The sequence below is a fragment of the Enterobacter oligotrophicus genome, from assembly GCF_009176645.1.
GTDB lineage: Bacteria > Pseudomonadota > Gammaproteobacteria > Enterobacterales > Enterobacteriaceae > Enterobacter > Enterobacter oligotrophicus.
This window is the reverse complement of sequence record NZ_AP019007.1, coordinates 472,093-490,812: the sequence shown is the minus strand read 5'-3', so window position 1 is coordinate 490,812 and position 18,720 is coordinate 472,093. Positions and strand designations below refer to the sequence as shown.

22 protein-coding genes, 1 pseudogene and 1 other annotated feature are annotated in these 18,720 nt (G+C 54.6%); of the genes and pseudogenes, 6 read left to right on the top strand and 17 right to left on the bottom strand.

The window, feature by feature from the left end; all coding sequences use genetic code 11:
- Positions 1-27: 27 nt before the first annotated feature.
- A complete protein-coding gene (locus tag EoCCA6_RS02345; protein ID WP_152081307.1) occupies positions 28-324 on the bottom strand; it encodes a YciI family protein in 297 nt (98 codons plus the stop codon).
- A gap of 220 nt (positions 325-544) precedes the next feature.
- Between EoCCA6_RS02345 and tonB the strand changes: the two genes are divergently transcribed.
- Positions 545-1,267, top strand: coding sequence for a TonB system transport protein TonB (tonB, locus tag EoCCA6_RS02340; protein WP_152084382.1), 723 nt, complete (start codon positions 545-547; stop codon positions 1,265-1,267).
- Positions 1,268-1,294: 27 nt separating this feature from the next.
- Here the strand turns inward: tonB and yciA are convergent, their stop codons facing one another.
- The 4 genes and pseudogenes from yciA to EoCCA6_RS02320 form a co-directional block, all read right to left on the bottom strand.
- Entirely contained in the window at positions 1,295-1,699 is a 405-nt protein-coding gene (gene yciA, locus EoCCA6_RS02335; RefSeq protein ID WP_152081306.1) for an acyl-CoA thioester hydrolase YciA, read from the bottom strand.
- Between the two features lie 102 nt (positions 1,700-1,801).
- Entirely contained in the window at positions 1,802-2,341 is a 540-nt protein-coding gene (locus EoCCA6_RS02330; protein WP_152081305.1) for a septation protein A, read from the bottom strand.
- A gap of 50 nt (positions 2,342-2,391) precedes the next feature.
- Positions 2,392-3,135, bottom strand: a complete 744-nt coding sequence (locus EoCCA6_RS02325; protein ID WP_152081304.1) for a YciC family protein — start codon at positions 3,133-3,135, stop codon at positions 2,392-2,394.
- Positions 3,136-3,160: 25 nt separating this feature from the next.
- Positions 3,161-3,250: pseudogene (locus EoCCA6_RS02320) on the bottom strand (YkgJ family cysteine cluster protein); the annotation flags it as partial.
- Positions 3,251-3,420: 170 nt separating this feature from the next.
- On the opposite strand from EoCCA6_RS02320, the gene ompW reads away from it, so the two are divergent.
- Positions 3,421-4,053 carry an outer membrane protein OmpW gene (ompW, locus tag EoCCA6_RS02315; RefSeq protein WP_152081303.1) on the top strand — a complete coding sequence of 211 codons (633 nt, stop codon included), beginning with the start codon at positions 3,421-3,423 and terminating at the stop codon, positions 4,051-4,053.
- A 49-nt stretch (positions 4,054-4,102) separates the two neighbouring features.
- Here ompW and EoCCA6_RS02310 read toward each other — a convergent pair whose 3' ends face one another.
- The 9 genes from EoCCA6_RS02310 to trpL form a co-directional block, all read right to left on the bottom strand.
- On the bottom strand, positions 4,103-4,420 hold the full coding sequence (locus EoCCA6_RS02310) for a PTS sugar transporter subunit IIB (RefSeq protein ID WP_152081302.1): 318 nt from the start codon (positions 4,418-4,420) through the stop codon (positions 4,103-4,105).
- Between the two features lie 129 nt (positions 4,421-4,549).
- Complete coding sequence (gene yedF, locus EoCCA6_RS02305; RefSeq protein WP_152081301.1) at positions 4,550-4,783, bottom strand: sulfurtransferase-like selenium metabolism protein YedF; 234 nt, start codon at positions 4,781-4,783, stop codon at positions 4,550-4,552.
- The gene (gene yedE, locus EoCCA6_RS02300) at positions 4,780-5,991 is read right to left on the bottom strand and encodes a selenium metabolism membrane protein YedE/FdhT (RefSeq protein WP_152081300.1); all 1,212 of its coding nucleotides are present in this window, start codon (positions 5,989-5,991) and stop codon (positions 4,780-4,782) included. The genes yedF and yedE overlap by 4 nt, the downstream gene beginning before the upstream one ends.
- Before the next feature lie 170 nt (positions 5,992-6,161).
- Positions 6,162-6,971, bottom strand: coding sequence for a tryptophan synthase subunit alpha (gene trpA, locus EoCCA6_RS02295; RefSeq protein ID WP_152081299.1), 810 nt, complete (start codon positions 6,969-6,971; stop codon positions 6,162-6,164).
- Positions 6,971-8,164: a tryptophan synthase subunit beta gene (trpB, locus tag EoCCA6_RS02290; RefSeq protein ID WP_152081298.1), complete on the bottom strand. Its 1,194-nt coding sequence runs from the start codon at positions 8,162-8,164 to the stop codon at positions 6,971-6,973. Before trpB ends, trpA begins: the two co-directional genes overlap by 1 nt.
- A 10-nt stretch (positions 8,165-8,174) precedes the next feature.
- Positions 8,175-9,533, bottom strand: coding sequence for a bifunctional indole-3-glycerol-phosphate synthase TrpC/phosphoribosylanthranilate isomerase TrpF (gene trpCF, locus EoCCA6_RS02285; protein ID WP_152081297.1), 1,359 nt, complete (start codon positions 9,531-9,533; stop codon positions 8,175-8,177).
- Between the two features lie 3 nt (positions 9,534-9,536).
- Positions 9,537-11,132, bottom strand: coding sequence for a bifunctional anthranilate synthase glutamate amidotransferase component TrpG/anthranilate phosphoribosyltransferase TrpD (trpD, locus tag EoCCA6_RS02280; RefSeq protein ID WP_152081296.1), 1,596 nt, complete (start codon positions 11,130-11,132; stop codon positions 9,537-9,539).
- Complete coding sequence (locus EoCCA6_RS02275) at positions 11,132-12,694, bottom strand: anthranilate synthase component 1 (RefSeq protein WP_152081295.1); 1,563 nt, start codon at positions 12,692-12,694, stop codon at positions 11,132-11,134. Before EoCCA6_RS02275 ends, trpD begins: the two co-directional genes overlap by 1 nt.
- Positions 12,695-12,717: 23 nt before the next feature.
- Positions 12,718-12,811 (bottom strand) — a sequence feature (Trp leader region).
- Positions 12,788-12,832, bottom strand: coding sequence for a trp operon leader peptide (gene trpL / locus EoCCA6_RS21730; protein ID WP_106993556.1), 45 nt, complete (start codon positions 12,830-12,832; stop codon positions 12,788-12,790). Its footprint overlaps the feature before it by 24 nt.
- Positions 12,833-12,971: 139 nt before the next feature.
- On the opposite strand from trpL, the gene rnm reads away from it, so the two are divergent.
- The 3 genes from rnm (at position 12,972) to rluB (ending at position 15,442) form a co-directional block, all read left to right on the top strand.
- Positions 12,972-13,853: an RNase RNM gene (gene rnm, locus EoCCA6_RS02265; RefSeq protein ID WP_152081294.1), complete on the top strand. Its 882-nt coding sequence runs from the start codon at positions 12,972-12,974 to the stop codon at positions 13,851-13,853.
- Positions 13,850-14,470: an L-threonylcarbamoyladenylate synthase gene (locus EoCCA6_RS02260; protein ID WP_152081293.1), complete on the top strand. Its 621-nt coding sequence runs from the start codon at positions 13,850-13,852 to the stop codon at positions 14,468-14,470. The genes rnm and EoCCA6_RS02260 overlap by 4 nt, the downstream gene beginning before the upstream one ends.
- A gap of 96 nt (positions 14,471-14,566) precedes the next feature.
- Positions 14,567-15,442, top strand: coding sequence for a 23S rRNA pseudouridine(2605) synthase RluB (gene rluB / locus EoCCA6_RS02255; protein ID WP_008502809.1), 876 nt, complete (start codon positions 14,567-14,569; stop codon positions 15,440-15,442).
- Between the two features lie 36 nt (positions 15,443-15,478).
- Here rluB and cobO read toward each other — a convergent pair whose 3' ends face one another.
- Positions 15,479-16,069: a cob(I)yrinic acid a,c-diamide adenosyltransferase gene (cobO, locus tag EoCCA6_RS02250; RefSeq protein ID WP_152081292.1), complete on the bottom strand. Its 591-nt coding sequence runs from the start codon at positions 16,067-16,069 to the stop codon at positions 15,479-15,481.
- Positions 16,066-16,827 carry a YciK family oxidoreductase gene (locus tag EoCCA6_RS02245; protein ID WP_152081291.1) on the bottom strand — a complete coding sequence of 254 codons (762 nt, stop codon included), beginning with the start codon at positions 16,825-16,827 and terminating at the stop codon, positions 16,066-16,068. The genes cobO and EoCCA6_RS02245 overlap by 4 nt, the downstream gene beginning before the upstream one ends.
- Before the next feature lie 252 nt (positions 16,828-17,079).
- Between EoCCA6_RS02245 and sohB the strand changes: the two genes are divergently transcribed.
- Complete coding sequence (gene sohB, locus EoCCA6_RS02240; RefSeq protein ID WP_152081290.1) at positions 17,080-18,126, top strand: protease SohB; 1,047 nt, start codon at positions 17,080-17,082, stop codon at positions 18,124-18,126.
- 34 nt (positions 18,127-18,160) lie between these two features.
- Here sohB and EoCCA6_RS02235 read toward each other — a convergent pair whose 3' ends face one another.
- Positions 18,161-18,412 (bottom strand): YciN family protein, encoded by a 252-nt coding sequence (locus tag EoCCA6_RS02235; protein WP_152081289.1) that lies wholly within the window; start codon positions 18,410-18,412, stop codon positions 18,161-18,163.
- Positions 18,413-18,720 lie beyond the last annotated feature (308 nt).

Here is an 18,720-nt window from a genome sequence, read left to right as displayed (position 1 = left end):
AAGGCTCCTGAGGGAGCCTTTTTGATATCAAAACACTTTCTTGTACGGTCGCACACTGACTTTCTCATACACCCCGGCCGCTACATACGGGTCAGCTTCTGCCCAGGCGTTTGCCGCTTCCAGCGATTCAAACTCGGCGATGACCGTGGAGCCAGTAAAACCTGCGGCACCCGGATCGTTGCTGTCTACTGCGGGCATTGGGCCAGCGGTTAATAGTCGGCCTTCATCCTGCAGCAGTTGCAGGCGCGCCAGGTGAGCAGGGCGGACCGAAAGGCGTTTTTCCAGCGAATCAGCAACATCTTCAGCGTAAATCACATAAAGCACGGTGGAGCTCCTAAACTGAGAAAGTGTTATTTACGTTATGTGAAAGCATAACTGACTGCAATGTAAACATAAAAACAATGTTAAAACCCTGAGCTGAGTGCGCCTTTTTTGGCCGCTCATGCGCTTAAATTGCGCCAGAACAAAGTGTCTTATTGAATATGATTGCTATTTGCATTTAAAATCAGGGTTCGGTTTTTTAACGTTGATGATTATGACTTCGATGACCCTTGATTTACCTCGCCGCTTTCCATGGCCGACGCTGCTTTCCGTCGTTATTCACGGTGCTGTCGTGGCGGGTTTGCTCTATACCTCGGTTCATCAGGTTATTGAAATGCCAGCGCCCGCGCAGCCAATTTCCGTGACCATGGTATCGCCCGCGGATCTTGAACCGCCGCAGGTTGCGCCTCCACCGCCTCAGCCGGTCGTTGAACCGGAGCCCGAACCTGAACCGATTCCGGAGCCGCCGAAAGAAGCACCGGTCGTGATCCATAAACCGGAACCGAAGCCTAAACCCAAGCCGAAGCCAAAACCGGTCAAAAAGGTGGAGGAGCGTCCAAAACGTGAAGAGCGTCCGGTAGAGCCACGCGCTACGCAAACGGTAGAAAATACTGCGCCATCGCGTCCGGTAATGAATAACTCCACGACAACGGCGAAGCCGAAGATCACAGCGCCGGCCGGTCCTCGTGCGCTGAGCCGTAACCAGCCACAGTATCCGGCACGTGCTCAGGCATTACGCATTGAAGGGCGTGTGCGGGTGAAATTTGACGTTACGCCAGATGGTCGCGTTGAAAACGTGGAAGTCTTGTCCGCACAGCCTTCTAATATGTTTGAACGTGAAGTGAAAACGGCCATGCGCAAGTGGCGTTATGAGGCCGGTAAGCCGGGCAGTGGGCTGATAGTGAATATTGTTTTCCGCCTGAATGGCGGAGCGCAGATGGAATAAGAAAAGCCTCCGTAAGGAGGCTTTTTTTTACCCGGCAGTTATCGCAGGAAGCTGGCGCGGTTTTCCCTGACTGTCTACCGCGACATAAATAAACAGCGCTTCCGTTGCTTTGTAACGTTGTCCGATAGGCTCAGATGAAACTTTTTTTACCCACACTTCAATATTGATGGAAATTGACGTATTACCGCGCTTTACACAACGCGCATAACAACAGACCACATCACCCACTGCAACCGGGCGAAGGAAGGTCATTCCATCCACCCGCACGGTAACCACACGTCCATGAGCAATCTCTTTTGCCAGGATTGCACCGCCCATATCCATCTGCGACATCAGCCAGCCGCCAAAAATATCGCCATTGGCATTCGTGTCCGCGGGCATTGCCAGTGTGCGCAAAACCAGTTCGCCCTGAGGGGCGTTATTTGTTGTCATTGTTTTTAACTCGTAACTGAAGACTTCAGGCGGGATGCTACTATGATTTTGGATGAGAGAGAATAGCCCAGAGCGCGATGATACGCGCTCTGGATATAACAATCAGTGCTTGTCGTCCTGCGGCATGTGCCGGTAAATATAAACGCCACTTAACAGAGTAAAGATAAGCGTCAGCGCCGTCAGGCCGAACACCTTAAAATTGACCCAGATGTTCTGCGGTAGCCAGAAGGCGATGTAGATATTGGCCAGCCCACAGAGAATAAAGAACAGCGCCCAGGCCATATTCAGGCGAGACCATACTTCCTGCGGTAAGGTCAGCTCTTTACCCAACATGCGCTGAATCAGGGGTTTTTTCATCACCCACTGGCTGATTAGCAAGGCCCCCGCAAACAGGGCATAAATCACCGTCACTTTCCACTTGATGAATTCATCATTGTGGAAGAACAGCGTCAGCCCACCAAAGACGGCCACCATCACAAAAGTAATGAGCGCCATTTTTTCAACTTTACGGTAGCGAACCCAGCTGTAGATGAGTACGACAGCGGTAGCAATAATCAGTGCCGTCGTCCCGGCGTAAATGTCATACAGCTTATAAAACGCGAAAAACACGACCAGCGGTAAAAAATCCAGAAACTGCTTCATTCTACGATCCCATCTTCTGAGAAAAGCCGGGAACGCCCCGGCCATCAGGATTACTGACGAATTAACATATACAGGCGGAACAAGTAAACCAGCAGTACAGCTGAAATCAGGTTGCTCAGCGTATTAGCGACCACCGCACCGACGTTTGGTGTTAATACGGCAAAGTTCGGTGCAAACAGCAGCAAAAGCGTTTTGGCAAGTAACCAGCTAACCACCGCAGGGGCGACCAGGCGCATGTTTGCCCACGCGAGCCTCATGCTGCTGCGCATCGCGGTGAAGATCCCCATTTTATCCTGCACGACCATCACCGGTGCAAAGGAGAGCACGATAGCCAACAGCACCCCAGGCACAACAACCAGCATAATCCCCATTTGCACCAGCAACGTGGTTAAAAAGATGAGAATAAACAGCTTCGGCAGCACCGGGGCGCTGGCACCAATGGCGCGTAAGGCGCTTACACGATGACCCGCAGAGACGAGCTGGATCATCAGCAGTACGCCACCGGCGAGAATGGCATTGCCAATCAGACCGGAGAAGGTTGAGGCTGCCGATGCGCGCAGCAGGATTTGCTGCTGTTCCGGCGTCATGTTCTGCACCAGCTCAAACAACCCCACGCTATCTGTAAGGTGGTCACCCTGGCTCAGGCTGGCAATCTGCTCATCACTGGGTGAGAACGCATGACCCAGTACCACCGTGATAAAGGCGCACAACAATGCGATCAGCAAAAAGGTAATGAACTGATTGCGGAAAAAGTTTCCCGTGTCACGGTAGACAGACTTCGCCGTGATAGACATGCACTCTCCTTGAGTATTGCAGGTATTAATTAGCCGGCAATTGTACACCGGATAACGCTACTGTGGCAGCATCAAGGCTTGTATGGAAAAGCATATCTTTGTAAAGCGGCGGTAATGCCGCGCTCATAGGTAAATCAAATTACCCGCTCGGATGATATCCGCAAAAATTAATCTGGATCAATAAATGTTAAGTTACTGGTTTTAATGTGATCTGTGTTAGATCACTTATTACTCATTTGTGAGTATATTCTCATCCGCTATGAAAACCACAACGATGGAGCGGATATGAAAAAATTAGCGGTGGCAGCCCTTGTCTTAAGCAGTCTCTCTGGCGGCGCTTACGCGCATGAAGCGGGCGAATTCTTTATTCGTGCAGGTTCGGCAACGGTGCGTCCAACGGAAGGTTCCGATAATGTGCTGGGAATGGGCGGGTTTAACGTCAGTAATAATACCCAGTTAGGTTTGACGTTCACGTATATGGCAACAGATAACGTTGGTGTTGAGCTTCTGGCGGCCACGCCATTCCGTCACCGCGTTGGGCTTGGGCCAACCGGCGATATCGCCACGGTGCACCATTTACCGCCCACGCTGATGGCGCAATGGTACTTTGGTGATTCCAGCAGCAAGGTGCGTCCGTATATTGGCGCAGGTGTGAACTACACCACCTTCTTTGATGAGAAATTTAACGATACCGGTAAAGACGCGGGGCTTACCGATCTCAGCCTGAAAGATTCCTGGGGGATGGCAGGGCAGGTAGGTCTGGATTATCTGATTAACCGCGACTGGTTAATCAACGCCTCGGTCTGGTATATGGACATTGATACCGACGTGCGCTTTAAAGCGGGCGGCGAGCAGCAAAGCATTAGCACACGCCTGGACCCGTGGGTGTTTATGTTCTCGGCGGGATACCGTTTCTGACCATCCTGTAAGAAGCTGGCCCAGCAGATGGCCAGCTTCGCAGACCCACTTAATTAATCCCCAGCTCTGGCATATGCTCAAGCGCATACAGCAACACTGTTTCCCCATCCAGAGACGCATAAGGGTAGCTTTCGATAATCAGCACCGGTAAATTTGCGTCGATCTGCTGTGCAAGCTCCTCACGTTTGTATTGAATGTGCGGTGCGACCAGATACCCATCAAACGCGGGGGCGACGCTGGCGAAATTATCCACTCCTACTGCGCTGATGACGAGAGGGTAGCCTCGCTCATCGGCAACATGCTGCATTTTCTTTGCGAGCGTATTCGCTGTATTACCGAAAAGACAACAAATCAGAATTTTTTTCATTGGTGTAACCTCCTGGAAACTGCCCATACACTATGCCTGCTCAGATCAGGAAAATGGGACGAGCGGCGTGTTTTTAGACGATTTATCGCGGGAGGAAGGTGCGCCCCTGAACGGAGCGCAGATAAGCACTTATTTCTGGATCAAATAACGAATGGTAGGCCCGTCCTGCTGAATATCCAGCACCGTATAACCGTGGTTTTTGGCATCCAGAGGAATATTATTGATGGACTGCGGACAATCGCTTACCACTTCCAGAATTTCTCCTTTTTTTAACTGCGGCAGCGCTTCAAGCGTGGCGACCGCAGGGTAGGGACACGGCTCGCCGATCATATCAAGGCGATAGTCAGGCACGATCTCACTCATGCAGCATTCTCCTGCGTTTCAGTTTTGACAGAGGTACGGCGAAAGAAACGTTTTTCCTGTGCGACGACCAGTAAAAATGCAACCAGCAACAGGGCATACGTCATCAGCAAGCCACCGAGCGGGCCAAAGGTATTCAGCAGGTTGACCTTGTCCCAGTTTGTGGCCAGCACAGGTGACAAATCATCCCAGTAATATGCCAGAATCGTGGAGCCGATAACGTTCCCAAGCCCCACCCACCAGTAATGTACCTGGCCTTCTACGGCGCGGTACATCCAGCCTGTTTCGCAGCCTCCGGCCAGAACAATGCCGAAACCAAACAGCAAGCCGCCAATCACCGCATTTGGGCCAGCCCACATGATTTTTGGCTCTACGCCAAGCTGGACATAGCTGAAGATGCCAATGGCGCTCACCGCCATCCCGGCAATAATCGCTTTCGCCATCATGGCACGTCCGGTGATCCACATATCGCGAAACGCGGAGGTGAAGCAGATCTGTGCACGTTCAATCAGCAGGCCAAAGCCAACGCCGAACAGCATTGCCAGGCCCAGTTTCGGCTGGTTTAGCGCTGTGCAAATAGCCCATGCGATCATGGCAAAAAACACCAACATACCGAGGCGGAAACGGCGGCGCGCCTGAGAAGGCTGTTGTGTTAAGGGCGACGCAGCCGTCACCTTGACCATTTTGACAGGAATACGGAACAGCGGCAGCAGGGTGAATTTAGCGCCAAAGTAAGAGCCAATGGCGGTTGCCACGGCAAAGAACCACGCGTGCAGTGAAAACTGAGGAATTCCCGTAAAGAAAGCGGCGAGGTTGCACCCCATTGCCAGACGCGCACCAAACCCGGCAATGATCCCGCCGGTAACCGCCTGCAAAATGCGAATCCGGCTTTTTGGCATTCTCAGTTTAACGTTATTTGCCCACAGTGCGGCGGCAAAACAGCCACCGAACATGCCGATAATCATCATTCCGTCGATGCGTGTCAGCGGTGTGCCGTCGAGATGAATGAGCCTGAAATAACCCCATTCTTCGGCATGCACGCCTGCCAGCTGCAATAGCTGACCACCCCAGCGGGTAAACTCGCCAGTGACGGCCCAGAATGTGCCGGTAATGCCGAAATAATAAGTAGAAAGAATGCCTGCCGCGATAACGGCCGGAACGGGCGACCAGAACTTAACCAGGTAAGCCTGTTTGAAGGTATGCCATGACATGTGTAAGCCTCTGAACTCAGAAGGTATAAACAGAAAGAAACCGAATCATACGCTTACAGCAGGGTTTGAAAAGTCATTCACGCCGAGAATATCGATGGGATCAATTTTGACGTAACCCTTAAGGGGAGGATAAGGAACCGTCTGGCAGTCGCGCCAGACGGTTTTTAACATCAGGCCTGACGTGTGGCCGCTTTCATGTCGGTAATGAAGGTTTTGAGTTCAGCCAGCATTTGCTCTGGTTTATCCACGTTTTTCTCAATGATCTTCACAATCGCGGAGCCGGAAATGGCACCGGCTGCCTTCGCGTCAATGGCCGCAGTCACCTGATCCGGTGACGAAATACCAAACCCCTGCAGCGGTGGTGCCGCGTGGTACTCCGCCAGCTTTTCTACCAGATGATGCAGAGGCAACGCCGCTTTGTTCTCCGCACCCGTCACGCCCGCACGGGAGAGCAGGTAAGTATACCCGCGTCCGTATGAGGCAATCTGGCGCAGCAGTTCATCATCCGCATTTGGCGGGCAGATGAAAATGGGGGCTACGTTGTGACGCATTGCCGCCTGGCGGAAAGGGGCCGACTCTTCAACGGGCACATCGGCAACCAGAACAGAATCGACGCCCACGCGCGCGCACTCGGCGTAAAATTCATCAATGCCACGGTTAAACACCAGGTTGGCATACATCAGCAGGCCAATCGGAATGGTCGGGTGCTTCTGGCGGATCGTTGCCAGCATCTCAAAACACTGCGTTGGCGTGACGCCAGCCGCAAAGGCACGCAGGGTGGCGTTCTGAATGGTCGGGCCATCTGCCAGCGGGTCTGAAAACGGGATACCCAATTCGAGTGCATCGGCACCGGCTTCAATCAGGGTGTCGATAATTTTCAGCGACTGTTCCGGGCCAGGGTCGCCCAGAGTAACGAAGGGAACGAACGCGCCTTCCTGGCGAGCCTTCAGTTGTGCAAATGCGTTATCGTAGCGTTCCATCAGATTTCCCCTCGTGCTTTCAGAATATCGTGAACGGTGAAGATATCTTTATCACCGCGACCGGAAAGGTTAACCACCAGCAATTGTTCTTTTTCCGGGTTCTCTTTCATCATTTTCAGCGCGTGCGCCAGGGCATGCGAGGATTCCAGTGCCGGGATAATCCCTTCGTTGCGGCACAGCGTTTTAAAGGCTTCCAGCGCTTCGTCATCCGTAATGGAAACGTAATCCGCACGACCAGTGCTGTTCAGGTAAGCATGCTGTGGCCCGACAGACGGGAAATCCAGACCGGCAGAGATAGAGTAAGACTCTTCAATCTGGCCTTCGTCAGTCTGCATCATTGGTGACTTCATACCGAAGTAGATCCCCACGCGGCCGTGCTTCAGCGGCGCGCCGTGTTCACCCGATTCAATGCCGTGACCGGCGGGTTCCACGCCGATAAGCCCCACGCTGGTGTCATCGATAAAATCTGCAAACATCCCGATGGCGTTAGAACCACCGCCGACGCAGGCGATCACCGCATCCGGCAGGCGACCCTCTTTTTCAAGGATCTGCGCTTTGGTCTCTTCACCGATCATGCGCTGAAATTCACGCACGATAGTCGGGAACGGGTGCGGGCCCGCCGCAGTACCAAGCATGTAGTGCGCGGTGTCGTAGCTGCCAGACCAGTCGCGCAGCGCTTCGTTACAGGCATCTTTCAGCGTCGCGGAGCCGCTGTGGACCGGGATCACTTCCGCACCCATCAGGCGCATACGGAACACGTTTGGGGACTGACGCTCAACGTCTTTTGCCCCCATATAGATGCGACACTTCAGGCCGAGCAGGGCGCTGGCGAGAGCGGAGGCCACACCGTGCTGACCGGCACCGGTCTCAGCGATGATTTCAGTTTTGCCCATGCGTTTGGCAAGCAGCGCCTGGCCCAGCACCTGGTTGGTTTTATGCGCGCCGCCGTGGAGCAAATCTTCACGCTTAAGGTACAGCGTGGTTTTTGTGCCTTCCGTCAGATTACGGCATTTTGTCAGCGCGGTAGGGCGGCCCGCGTAGTTTTTCAGCAGGTCGGTAAATTCGGCCTGAAACGCCGGGTCTTTCTGCGCGCTCACGAACGCGTCTTCCAGCTGGCGCAGCGCGGGCATCAGGATTTGCGGGACGTACATCCCACCGAACTCACCAAAATACGGGTTTAGTAATGTCGTCATCTTTTCTTCCTTAATATGCACGCAGAGTTTTAAATACTGAGGCCAGTTTGCTGGCATCTTTCACTCCCGGTTGGGACTCTACGCCTGAATTGAAATCGAGGCCTGCGCAGCCGGTTTTCGCCGCGTCCACACAGTTATCCGGGCTTAACCCGCCCGCGAGCAGGACATTGTCCAGCGCTTCGCCGTTCAGCAGTGACCAGTCAAATCGCTGGCCCGTACCGCCCTGGCCGTTGTCGAGCACGTATTTATCAACATGATTCAAGTTACGCGCGGGCAATGTCTCGCCAACGCTTTGCGCTTTCCAGATCTGCACCTGAGGTGCGAGAGCCTCGCGCAGGGCATTGATATACGCCTGGTCTTCATCACCGTGCAGTTGCACTGCAGCCAGAGATAACGCTTCGGCTTTTGCGACAACATCGGTGATATCGGCATTACGGAAGACGCCCACATAGCTGAGCGGCGCGGCTGCTATTACCTTACGTGCCTGTTCTTCCGTCACGGCACGAGGAGAGGTGCCCACAAAGATCAGCCCGCCGTAAATCGCACCTGCCTCATACGCGGCTTGTGCATCCTCTTCACGGGTTAATCCACATACCTTGTTCTCACCGAGTAAGACACGGCGTACTGCGGCGTTGAGATCGTCGTGTGCCATCATCGCCGAGCCAATCAGGAAACCGTTGGCAAAATGGCTCAGCTCACGCACCTGGGCGTAGCTGTTGATGCCAGATTCGCTGATCACCGTCACGCCAGGCCCGAGGAGCGGAGCCAGCTGGCGTGTGCGGTTCAGATCAATCGACAGGTCTCGCAGATCGCGGTTATTGATGCCGACCACTTTGGCTTTCAGCGCAATCGCTCGCTCCAGCTCTTCTTCATTGCTCACTTCGGTCAGCACGCCCATGTTCAGGCTGTGTGCCACCGCCGAAAGCTGGCGATACTGTTCGTCGTCAAGCACCGAGAGCATCAGCAGGCAGGCGTCGGCCTGGTAAAAACGCGCCAGCCAGATCTGATACGGGTCGATGATAAAGTCTTTGCACAAAATGGGCTGCGGCGCGATACCGCTGACAATCGGCAGAAAATCAAAGCTGCCCTGGAAATATTTTTCATCCGTCAGCACGGAGATGGCTGACGCATGATGCTTATAAATACCGGCAATGCGCGCCGGGTCGAAATCGTCACGGATCACGCCTTTCGACGGAGAGGCTTTTTTACACTCCAGGATGAACGCGGTACGCGCACCCTGCAGGGCATCATAAAAACGGCGTGTAGCTGGCACCACATCGTTCTGAAAACTGGCAAGCGGCTGTTGTTGCTTGCGGGCTTCTACCCAGATGGCCTTATCGGCAACGATTTTCGCTAAAACGGTCTGCATTCTTTACCCTCTTGCCGCAAGTGCGGTAACGCGATCGTAAGCTGCACCGGAGCGCAGTACGTCCAGAACTTTTTGGGCGTTGGCCTTCAGATCTTCCTCACCATGCAAACGCATCAGCATGGCGACGTTGGCAGCCACGGCAGCCTCATGGGCGACCTCACCTTTACCTTGTAATAAGCGCGTCAGAATGTCACGGTTTTCTTCAGGCGTCCCACCCGCCAGCGCTTCCTGATGATACGGGGCTAAGCCGAAGTCGGACGCTTCCAGCTGATAGCTCAGGATTTCACCGTCGCGCAGTTCGGCAACAAGCGTTGGCGCATGAAGCGACACCTCATCCATGCCTCCGCTGTGAACGACGGCGGCACGCTGGTAACCCAGCACGCGCAGCGTTTCTGCAATCGGCAGCACCAGCTCAGGGCTGTATACGCCAATCAGCGCCAGCGGCGGGTGCGCCGGGTTAATCAACGGGCCCAGCACGTTAAACAGTGTGCGGGTTTTAAGCTGCTGGCGAACCGGCATCGCGTGACGAAAACCGGTGTGATATTTCGGCGCGAACAGGAAGCAAACGCCCAGGTCATCCAGCGCTTCACGCGAACGTTCGGCCTGCATGTCCAGGTTGATGCCGAACGCGGCCAGCAGGTCAGAAGATCCGGAACGGCTGGAGACGCTGCGGTTACCGTGTTTCGCTACCTTCAGTCCACAGGCCGCTGCAACGAACGCACTGGCGGTGGAGATATTGATGCTGTTGCTGCCGTCACCACCTGTGCCGACAATATCCGCAAACGGATAGTCCGGACGCGGGAACGGAGCGGCATTTTCCAGCAGGGCCGTCGCGGCACCGGCAATCTCCTGCGGGCTTTCGCCACGCACTTTCATGCTCACCAGCGCGGCCGCCAGCTGTTCAGGTTTCAGCTCGCCGCGCACCACGGCGGAGAAGAGCTGGTGGCTCTCCTGCTGGCTCAGGGTCTGTGCCTGATACAGTTTTTCCAGTATCGGCTGCAGGGTATTGGTCTGTTCCAGTTTCTGTAACGCCCAGTCCAGCGTCTGCTCCAGCAGGCGCGCGCCGTTAGAGGTCAGGATCGATTCCGGGTGGAACTGCATACCGCAGACGCGATCGGTATCGTGACGCACCGCCATCACCATCCCTTCAAACGAGGCATTGATGGTCAGTCCGGCCGGAATGTTGCTGCCAACAAGCGAGTGATAACGCGCCACGGGCAGCGGGTTTGGCAGCCCGGCGAACATCGCCTGGCCGTCATGTTCAATACTGGAGGCTTTGCCGTGCAGGATCTCACCGGCCTGACCAACGTAGCCGCCATAGGCTTCCACAATGGCCTGGTGGCCGAGGCAGATGCCAATAATTGGCAGCTTGCCACGCATACGGGTCAACAGCTCCGGCATACAGCCTGCTTCACTCGGTGCGCCGGGCCCAGGGGAGAGCATCAGCACCGGGTTTTGCATCGTAGCCAGACGGTCGATCAGCGTTTGCGCCGGTACGTGGTTGCGATAGATAACGACGTTATGACCATTCGCACGCAGCTGATCTGCCAGGTTGTAAGTAAAGGAGTCGATATTATCGAGCAGCAGAATGTCAGCCATCAGAAAATCTCCTGTGCATGGTGAGCGGTCGCGATGGCACGCAATACCGCACGTGCTTTACTGCGGGTTTCGTCAGCTTCAGACTGCGGAACAGAATCAAGAACAATCCCGGCACCCGCCTGGACGGTGGCAATGCCGTCTTCCACGTAGGCGGAGCGGATTACGATGCAGGTATCCAGATCACCGTGTGCGGTGAAGTAACCCACCGCGCCGCCGTAGCTGCCGCGACGGCGACCTTCGGCTTCGGCAATCAACTGCATCGCGCGCACTTTTGGCGCGCCACTCAGGGTGCCCATATTCATGCAGGCGCGGTAGGCGTGCAGCACATCGAGGTCGCTGCGCAGTTCTCCCACCACGCGGGACACCAGATGCATCACGAAGGAGTAGCGGTCAACTTTGGTCAGATCCGCCACGTAGCGGCTGCCCGGTGTGCAGATGCGCGCCAGATCGTTACGTGCCAGGTCTACCAGCATCAGGTGCTCGGACAGCTCTTTATGGTCGGTACGCATTTCCAGTTCGATACGGCTGTCGAGATCGCGATCCAGTGATCCATCGGCGCGACGACCGCGTGGGCGGGTACCGGCAATCGGGTAGATCTCAATCTGGCGGCTGGTGGCGTCGTATTTCAGGGAACTTTCCGGTGACGCGCCAAACAGGGTGAAATCGTTGTCCTGCATAAAGAACATGTACGGGCTTGGGTTACTCTTTTTCAGCACGTCGTAGGCCGCCAGTGGCGACGGGCAGGGCAGTGAGAAACGGCGGGACGGCACAACCTGGAAAATTTCCCCGGCGCGAATTGCTTTTTGCATCTGGCGAACTACGGCACCGTACTGATCGTCAGTCTGGTTTACGTCGCACTTCATCTGTTCGACACGTTGCACTGGCAGTGCGGGTGGGGCTTCCGTCATCTGCTGCTGCAGTTGTGCAATACGGTGTTCGAGACGATGTTTCTCCGACGCAGACGGTGTGAACAGGCTGGCCTGGATGCGGGTGTATTTTTTCTGATGGTCGATTACCAGCAGGGTTTCGGCCAGATAGAAACAGTAGTCCGGGCAGCGGTTGCCCTGTTCAGTCTCCGGTAAATCTTCGAAACCGGCGACCAGGTCGTAAGCAAACAGCCCGCCGAAGAACATCGCTTCACGTTCATCTTCCGGCACGGACACCAGATTTTGCAGCAGGCGGAAGGCGTCGAAAACGGACAGGGAGCACAGGCGGGCGTCTTCATCCAGCAGCTGGCTGACCGGCGGGAAATGCAGAATCCGCATTTCCGGGTGTTTTTCATTTTCGATACCTGACGGCAGAGTAGCGTCCAGCAGAGGCAGCAGCGATGCGCCGTTCTCTGACAATGCCTTTATAGTGACGGTGTCACCTAATGCGGTAATGCGCAGCGCACTGTCGACCAGCAGCAGGCTCTTGAGATCGTCTTTGCTGTCAATATCGGCGGATTCTAGCAGCAGCGTTGCCGGACGGGCACCGCAGACCTGATGAAACAGCGCGGTCGGATTGTGGCGATAGGCCGCCTCGCAGGTCAGCAATTCGAGGTGTGGTTTGGCTGTTTGCATTATATTGTTCTCATTTTTTGTTCAAAAAAAAGCCCGCCTGGTAGCGGGCTGGTATCTGTTTGCATTTTGCAGACGTGTGACACTGCCCGATAATCAGGAAGTACGCCACCAGCCATGCAGAGTGAAATGTGCGGTCATTTTCAGATACCTTTCTCGTGTGAACTTGCGTACTAGTTAACTAGTTCGATGGCGAGTTGTCAACCCTTGATTTCAGAATTTCGCGGCAAGTCGTTATCATAGGCGTTTCGGATGTCTCCAACCTGTAACGGGAAGTGCTTTGAGCGATACTACCTACGCCATAATTTATGATTTACACAGCCATACTCAGGCCTCTGACGGCCTGTTGACGCCCGAAGCCCTGGTCCACCGCGCCGTAGAAATGCGTGTCGGCACGCTGGCAATAACCGATCACGATACGACAGATGCGATCCCCGCCGCCCGCGCGGAGATTGCCCGCAGTGGGCTCGCACTCAACCTGGTTTCCGGCGTTGAAATCTCGACCCTCTGGGAAAATCATGAAATACATGTTGTGGGCCTGAACATCGATACAGAACATCCGGCACTGCGTGCCTTTTTAGAGGAACAAAAAATACGCCGCAACCAGCGTGCGGAGATGATCGGTGAGCGTCTTGAGAAAGCGCATATTCCCGGTGCGCTGGAAGGCGCACGCAAACTGGCGAACGGCGGGGCGGTCACGCGGGGCCATTTCGCCCGTTTCCTCGTCGACGCGGGGAAGGCAACCACAATGGCGGATGTTTTTAAACGGTATCTGGCGCGCGGGAAAACCGGATACGTTCCGCCACAGTGGTGTACAATAAAACAAGCTATTGATGTGATTCATCATTCTGGCGGTAAGGCAGTGCTGGCCCATCCGGGGCGGTATAATCTTTCTGCTAAATGGCTGAAAAGACTGCTGGCGCACTTTGCCGAATGCGGCGGTGAGGCGATGGAAGTCGCCCAGTGTCAGCAGGCTCCCAATGAGCGTTCACAGCTCGCGACCTATGCCCGCCAGTTCGGCCTGCTTGGGTCACAGGGTTCTGATTTCCACCAGCCCTGCGCGTGGATCGAACTGGGGCGCAAGCTCTGGTTACCCGCAGGCGTGGAGCCTGTCTGGCAGCTCTGGGAACAGCCACAGCAAATTGAAGAGAGGGAAGTATGAGTCAGTTTTTCTATATCCATCCGGATAACCCACAGCCACGCCTGATTAACCAGGCCGTGGAGATTGTTCGCAAAGGGGGCGTGATCGTCTACCCGACCGATTCTGGCTACGCGCTGGGCTGTAAAATTGAAGACAAAGGGGCAATGGAGCGCATTTGCCGTATTCGCCAGCTACCGGATGGCCATAATTTTACCCTGATGTGCCGCGATCTCTCCGAACTGTCGACCTATGCTTATGTCGACAACGTGGCGTTTCGGCTGATCAAAAATAACACGCCCGGCAACTACACGTTCATCCTGAAAGGGACGAAAGAGGTGCCGCGTCGTCTGCTGCAGGAAAAGCGCAAAACCATCGGGATGCGCGTACCGTCTAACCCGATTGCGCAGGCGCTGCTGGAGACGCTGGGTGAGCCGATGCTCTCCACCTCGCTGATGCTGCCAGGCAGTGAATTTACCGAGTCTGATCCGGAAGAGATCAAAGATCGTCTGGAGAAGGTGGTGGAACTGATTATTCATGGTGGCTATCTCGGCCAGCAGCCGACGACGGTAGTGGACCTGACCGATGATGCGCCAGAAGTAATTCGTGAAGGCGTGGGCGATGTTAAGCCTTTCTTGTAAAGGTGTAAGCAGCTATACTACGCGGCCATCAAAATGGGGCGCAGTTCCGTTTTGACCTGATTCGACGCCTGTGAAGGCGACACCTGAGGAAGCTCAATGAGCGAGAAGTTACAAAAAGTGCTGGCGCGCGCCGGCCACGGTTCACGCCGTGAAATCGAAGCCATTATTGAAGCGGGACGCGTGAGTGTGGACGGTAAAATCGCCACGCTGGGTGACCGCGTAGAAATCGTACCGGGGCTGAAGATCCGTATCGACGGTCATCTTATCTCCGTGAAAGAGTCCGCTGAACAGATCTGCCGCGTGCTGGCTTACTATAAGCCGGAAGGCGAGCTGTGTACCCGCAATGACCCGGAAGGTCGCCCGACGGTGTTTGACCGTCTGCCTAAATTGCGTGGTGCTCGCTGGATTGCCGTGGGTCGTCTGGACGTGAACACCTGCGGTCTGCTGCTGTTTACCACCGATGGTGAACTGGCAAACCGTCTGATGCACCCAAGCCGTGAAGTGGAACGTGAATACGCCGTGCGTGTCTTTGGCCAGGTTGATGAAAATAAACTGCGCGATCTGTCGCGTGGCGTTCAGCTGGAAGACGGCCCAGCGGCGTTCAAAACCATCAAATTTACCGGTGGTGAAGGGATTAACCAGTGGTACAACGTGACCCTGACCGAAGGCCGTAACCGCGAGGTGCGTCGTCTGTGGGAAGCGGTAGGCGTGCAGGTTAGCCGACTGATCCGTGTTCGTTACGGCGACATCCTCCTGCCGAAAGGTCTGCCGCGCGGCGGTTATACCGAACTGGATCTCACTCAGACTAACTATCTGCGTGAGCTGGTTGGCCTGACGCCAGAAACCACCTCAAAAGTGGCGGTGGAGAAAGATCGTCGTCGTATGAAGGCGAACCAGATCCGTCGTGCCGTGAAACGTCACAGCCAGGTGAGCAGCAATCGCCGCTCCGGCAGCCGTAATAATAACGGTTAAAAACAGAAGCCCGGTCATGTCGACCGGGCTTTTTATTTAGTAATCAATGCCGATTTGCGCTTTGATACCCGCATCGAACGCATGCTTAACCGGACGCAACTCGCTGACGGTGTCTGCAAGCTCAAGAATATCCCGATGGCAGCCACGCCCTGTAATGATAACGGTCTGATGCGAAGGCCGATTTTTTAACGCCTCCAGTACAGCATCCAGTGGCAGGTAGTCATACGCCACCATATAAGTGATCTCATCCAGTAGCACCATATTCAGCGCAGGATCAGCCAGCATGCGTTTAGCGTGTTCCCAAACGGCAAGGCAGGCTGCGGTGTCGGTTTCACGGTTTTGCGTGTCCCAGGTAAACCCGGTCGCCATCACCTGAAACTCAACGCCATGCGGCTCAAGCAAATTACGTTCACCGTTAGGCCATTCCCCTTTAATAAACTGAATGACACCCACTTTTTGCCCATGACCCACCGCACGCGTGGCGGTGCCAAACGCCGCGGTAGTTTTACCTTTGCCGTTGCCGGTAAACACGATGATGATCCCGCGCTCGTCCTGGGCTGCGGCGACGCGCGCATCAACCTGCTCTTTCAGACGCTGCTGACGTTGCTGATGACGTTCCTCACTCATTGCGAAATCCCCGGCTTGCGGCCTGGCTGGGCATCAAAGGTCATCCCTGTTTTGCGGCGGCTGTCGTCCCCCATCAACCAAAGATAGAGCGGCATGATATCTGCCGGGGTTTTGAGCTTCTGTGGATCTTCCGTCGGGAAGGCGCTGGCACGCATTTTGGTGCGCGTCCCGCCGGGGTTAATGCAGTTTACGCGCAGATGGCGGCTCTGATACTCCTCGGCAAGAACCTGCATCATCCCTTCGGTCGCGAATTTTGAGGCGGCGTATGCCCCCCAGTTTGCGCGCCCCTGGCGGCCCACGCTGGAAGAGGTAAAGACCAGAGAGCCGGAATCAGAATTGAGTAATAAAGGAAGCAAAGACTGGGTGAGGAAGAATGTCCCGTTAACGTTCACCTGCATGACCTGCTGCCAGATCTCGGGATTTTGTTCTTCCATCGGGCGAACTTCGCCCAGCAGTCCGGCATTGTGCAGAACACCGTCAAGACGCGGGTAATGCGCGGCGATACGCTGTGCAAGCGCCTGGCAGGTTGCAGGGGTGCAGGTGAGTAAATCGAGCGTGTACCACGGCGTTGGTGTGCCGCCAGCATTTTCTATTTCCTGCGCGACCCGTTTAAGTTTGTCTTCGTTACGGCCCAGCAGGATGACGCTTGCGCCATATTCGGAATAGGTCAACGCCGCTTCGCGACCAATCCCGTCGCTGGCACCGGTGACAAGAATAATCCGGTTCTGCAGCAGATTTTTTTGCGGTTGATAATGCACGGTGACTCCTCAGGCACACTGCGCGTCAAATGTGCCTTTATCTATGACTTTTCGGCTTTATGCCCGAAATAACAGGAGAATTCAATCAGTCTACAGGAGACAACGCAGCAAAATTAACAATTTGCAAATATTTAAACCAGAATGGGGGGATTCCTGAAGGCGGCTCGCAGAGGTAATGTCACGAGCGAGACGCTTGAGCAGGGCTGTTGTACACTGGCGTGAAAGAATCGTGGTTAAATCAAGGTGGAGCGCGTGGAATTACTTTCTCAATATGGGTTGTTTTTGGCCAAAATCGCGACGGTGGTGATTGCTATCGCGGTGATCGCCGTACTGATTGTGAACCTGACGCAACGCAAGCGTCAGCGTGGTGAGTTACGCATTACCCGCCTGAGCGAACAATATAAAGAGATGCAGGAAGAGATGTCGCTGTCGTTGCTGGATCACCACCAGCAAAAACTGTGGCTGAAAGCGCAGAAGAAAAAGCATAAGCAGGAGGCTAAAGAGGCGAAGGCGAAAGCCAAACTTAATGCGCCGCAGGATGAGGCAAAACCACGCGTCTATGTGCTCGATTTTAAAGGCAGCATGGATGCGCATGAAGTCTCCTCTCTACGTGAAGAGGTGACGGCTGTCCTTTCGGTCGCAAAACCGCAGGACGAAGTTGTCGTGCGTCTTGAGAGTCCGGGCGGGGTGGTTCACGGTTACGGCCTGGCAGCTTCGCAGTTACAGCGCCTGCGTGAGAAGCAGATCCCATTGACGGTAGCGGTGGATAAAGTGGCCGCAAGCGGTGGCTATATGATGGCCTGCGTCGCGGACAAAATTGTTGCAGCACCTTTCTCCATCATCGGCTCCATCGGTGTGGTCGCGCAGATCCCGAACTTTAACCGTTTCCTGAAAAATAAAGAGATCGATATTGAACTGCACACGGCGGGACAGTACAAACGCACACTGACGCTGCTGGGTGAGAATACCGAAGAGGGGCGTCAGAAATTCCGTGAAGATCTGAACGAAACGCATCATCTGTTTAAAGACTTTGTACACCGTATGCGTCCTGCACTCGACATTGAGCACGTCGCCACAGGCGAACACTGGTACGGCACTCAGGCGCAGGAGAAAGGGCTGGTGGATGAAGTTGGAACCAGCGACGATCTGTTGCTGAGCCTGATGGAAGGCCGCGAACTGGTGGGCGTGCGCTTCACCCGGCGTAAACGACTGCTTGACCGCTTCACCAACAGCGCCGCCGAGAGCGCCGATCGTCTGCTGCTACGCTGGCTGCAACGCAGCCAAAAGCCGCTGCTGTAAACAAAAACGCGAGGCATTTGCCTCGCGTTTTGCATTAATCGATCAGATGATATTTCTCTGACAGTGCATGTGCCAGGTATTTAAACATGTTAAATACCGCAGTGCTTTTCGGGGTGGGTAAACCTTGTTCATCAAGGAAATATTCGCCGCTGAAAACCAGCACGCCGTTACGTTGTTCTACGCCGGTCGCTTCAATGCCCGCCAGGGTGTCTTCATGATCGCGAATCAGTTTGTTCGCTTCGATAAGCAGAGATGCTCGGTCAATAGGTTGGGTCGTATTCTGCATAATCCACTCCTTAAACAGTGACAATAGTCTACGCCGGGGACGCTTTGGGGGCAAATTTTCCCTGTGATCTGAGGGGATAAGGGCGAGGGGGCGTGCTGGCGGGATTTGCTTTTGCATGCTAATAAAGTTGCGTAACGAATTTTATCAGGTACAGTGTGCGCTTTCGTCATTCTGGCAACAGAATTGCTTGACATTCGACCGGGAATTCGTCACGAATTAACTTTGATGTGAGAAAAATACCCGATAACTCAATGACCTGGATGTCGCCAATCTGACGTTCGGTAAGACATAGGGGTTGATATCCCCTG

Bases quoted from the DNA above. Each gene is read 5' to 3' on its own strand.
- tonB (WP_152084382.1), top strand. From the start codon at position 545: ATGACCCTTGATTTACCTCGCCGCTTTCCATGGCCGACGCTGCTTTCC.
- yciA (WP_152081306.1), bottom strand. From the start codon at position 1,699: ATGACAACAAATAACGCCCCTCAGGGCGAACTGGTTTTGCGCACACTG.
- EoCCA6_RS02330 (WP_152081305.1), bottom strand. From the start codon at position 2,341: ATGAAGCAGTTTCTGGATTTTTTACCGCTGGTCGTGTTTTTCGCGTTT.
- EoCCA6_RS02325 (WP_152081304.1), bottom strand. From the start codon at position 3,135: ATGTCTATCACGGCGAAGTCTGTCTACCGTGACACGGGAAACTTTTTC.
- ompW (WP_152081303.1), top strand. From the start codon at position 3,421: ATGAAAAAATTAGCGGTGGCAGCCCTTGTCTTAAGCAGTCTCTCTGGC.
- EoCCA6_RS02310 (WP_152081302.1), bottom strand. From the start codon at position 4,420: ATGAAAAAAATTCTGATTTGTTGTCTTTTCGGTAATACAGCGAATACG.
- yedF (WP_152081301.1), bottom strand. From the start codon at position 4,783: ATGAGTGAGATCGTGCCTGACTATCGCCTTGATATGATCGGCGAGCCG.
- yedE (WP_152081300.1), bottom strand. From the start codon at position 5,991: ATGTCATGGCATACCTTCAAACAGGCTTACCTGGTTAAGTTCTGGTCG.
- trpA (WP_152081299.1), bottom strand. From the start codon at position 6,971: ATGGAACGCTACGATAACGCATTTGCACAACTGAAGGCTCGCCAGGAA.
- trpB (WP_152081298.1), bottom strand. From the start codon at position 8,164: ATGACGACATTACTAAACCCGTATTTTGGTGAGTTCGGTGGGATGTAC.
- trpCF (WP_152081297.1), bottom strand. From the start codon at position 9,533: ATGCAGACCGTTTTAGCGAAAATCGTTGCCGATAAGGCCATCTGGGTA.
- trpD (WP_152081296.1), bottom strand. From the start codon at position 11,132: ATGGCTGACATTCTGCTGCTCGATAATATCGACTCCTTTACTTACAAC.
- EoCCA6_RS02275 (WP_152081295.1), bottom strand. From the start codon at position 12,694: ATGCAAACAGCCAAACCACACCTCGAATTGCTGACCTGCGAGGCGGCC.
- EoCCA6_RS02260 (WP_152081293.1), top strand. From the start codon at position 13,850: ATGAGTCAGTTTTTCTATATCCATCCGGATAACCCACAGCCACGCCTG.
- rluB (WP_008502809.1), top strand. From the start codon at position 14,567: ATGAGCGAGAAGTTACAAAAAGTGCTGGCGCGCGCCGGCCACGGTTCA.
- cobO (WP_152081292.1), bottom strand. From the start codon at position 16,069: ATGAGTGAGGAACGTCATCAGCAACGTCAGCAGCGTCTGAAAGAGCAG.
- EoCCA6_RS02235 (WP_152081289.1), bottom strand. From the start codon at position 18,412: ATGCAGAATACGACCCAACCTATTGACCGAGCATCTCTGCTTATCGAA.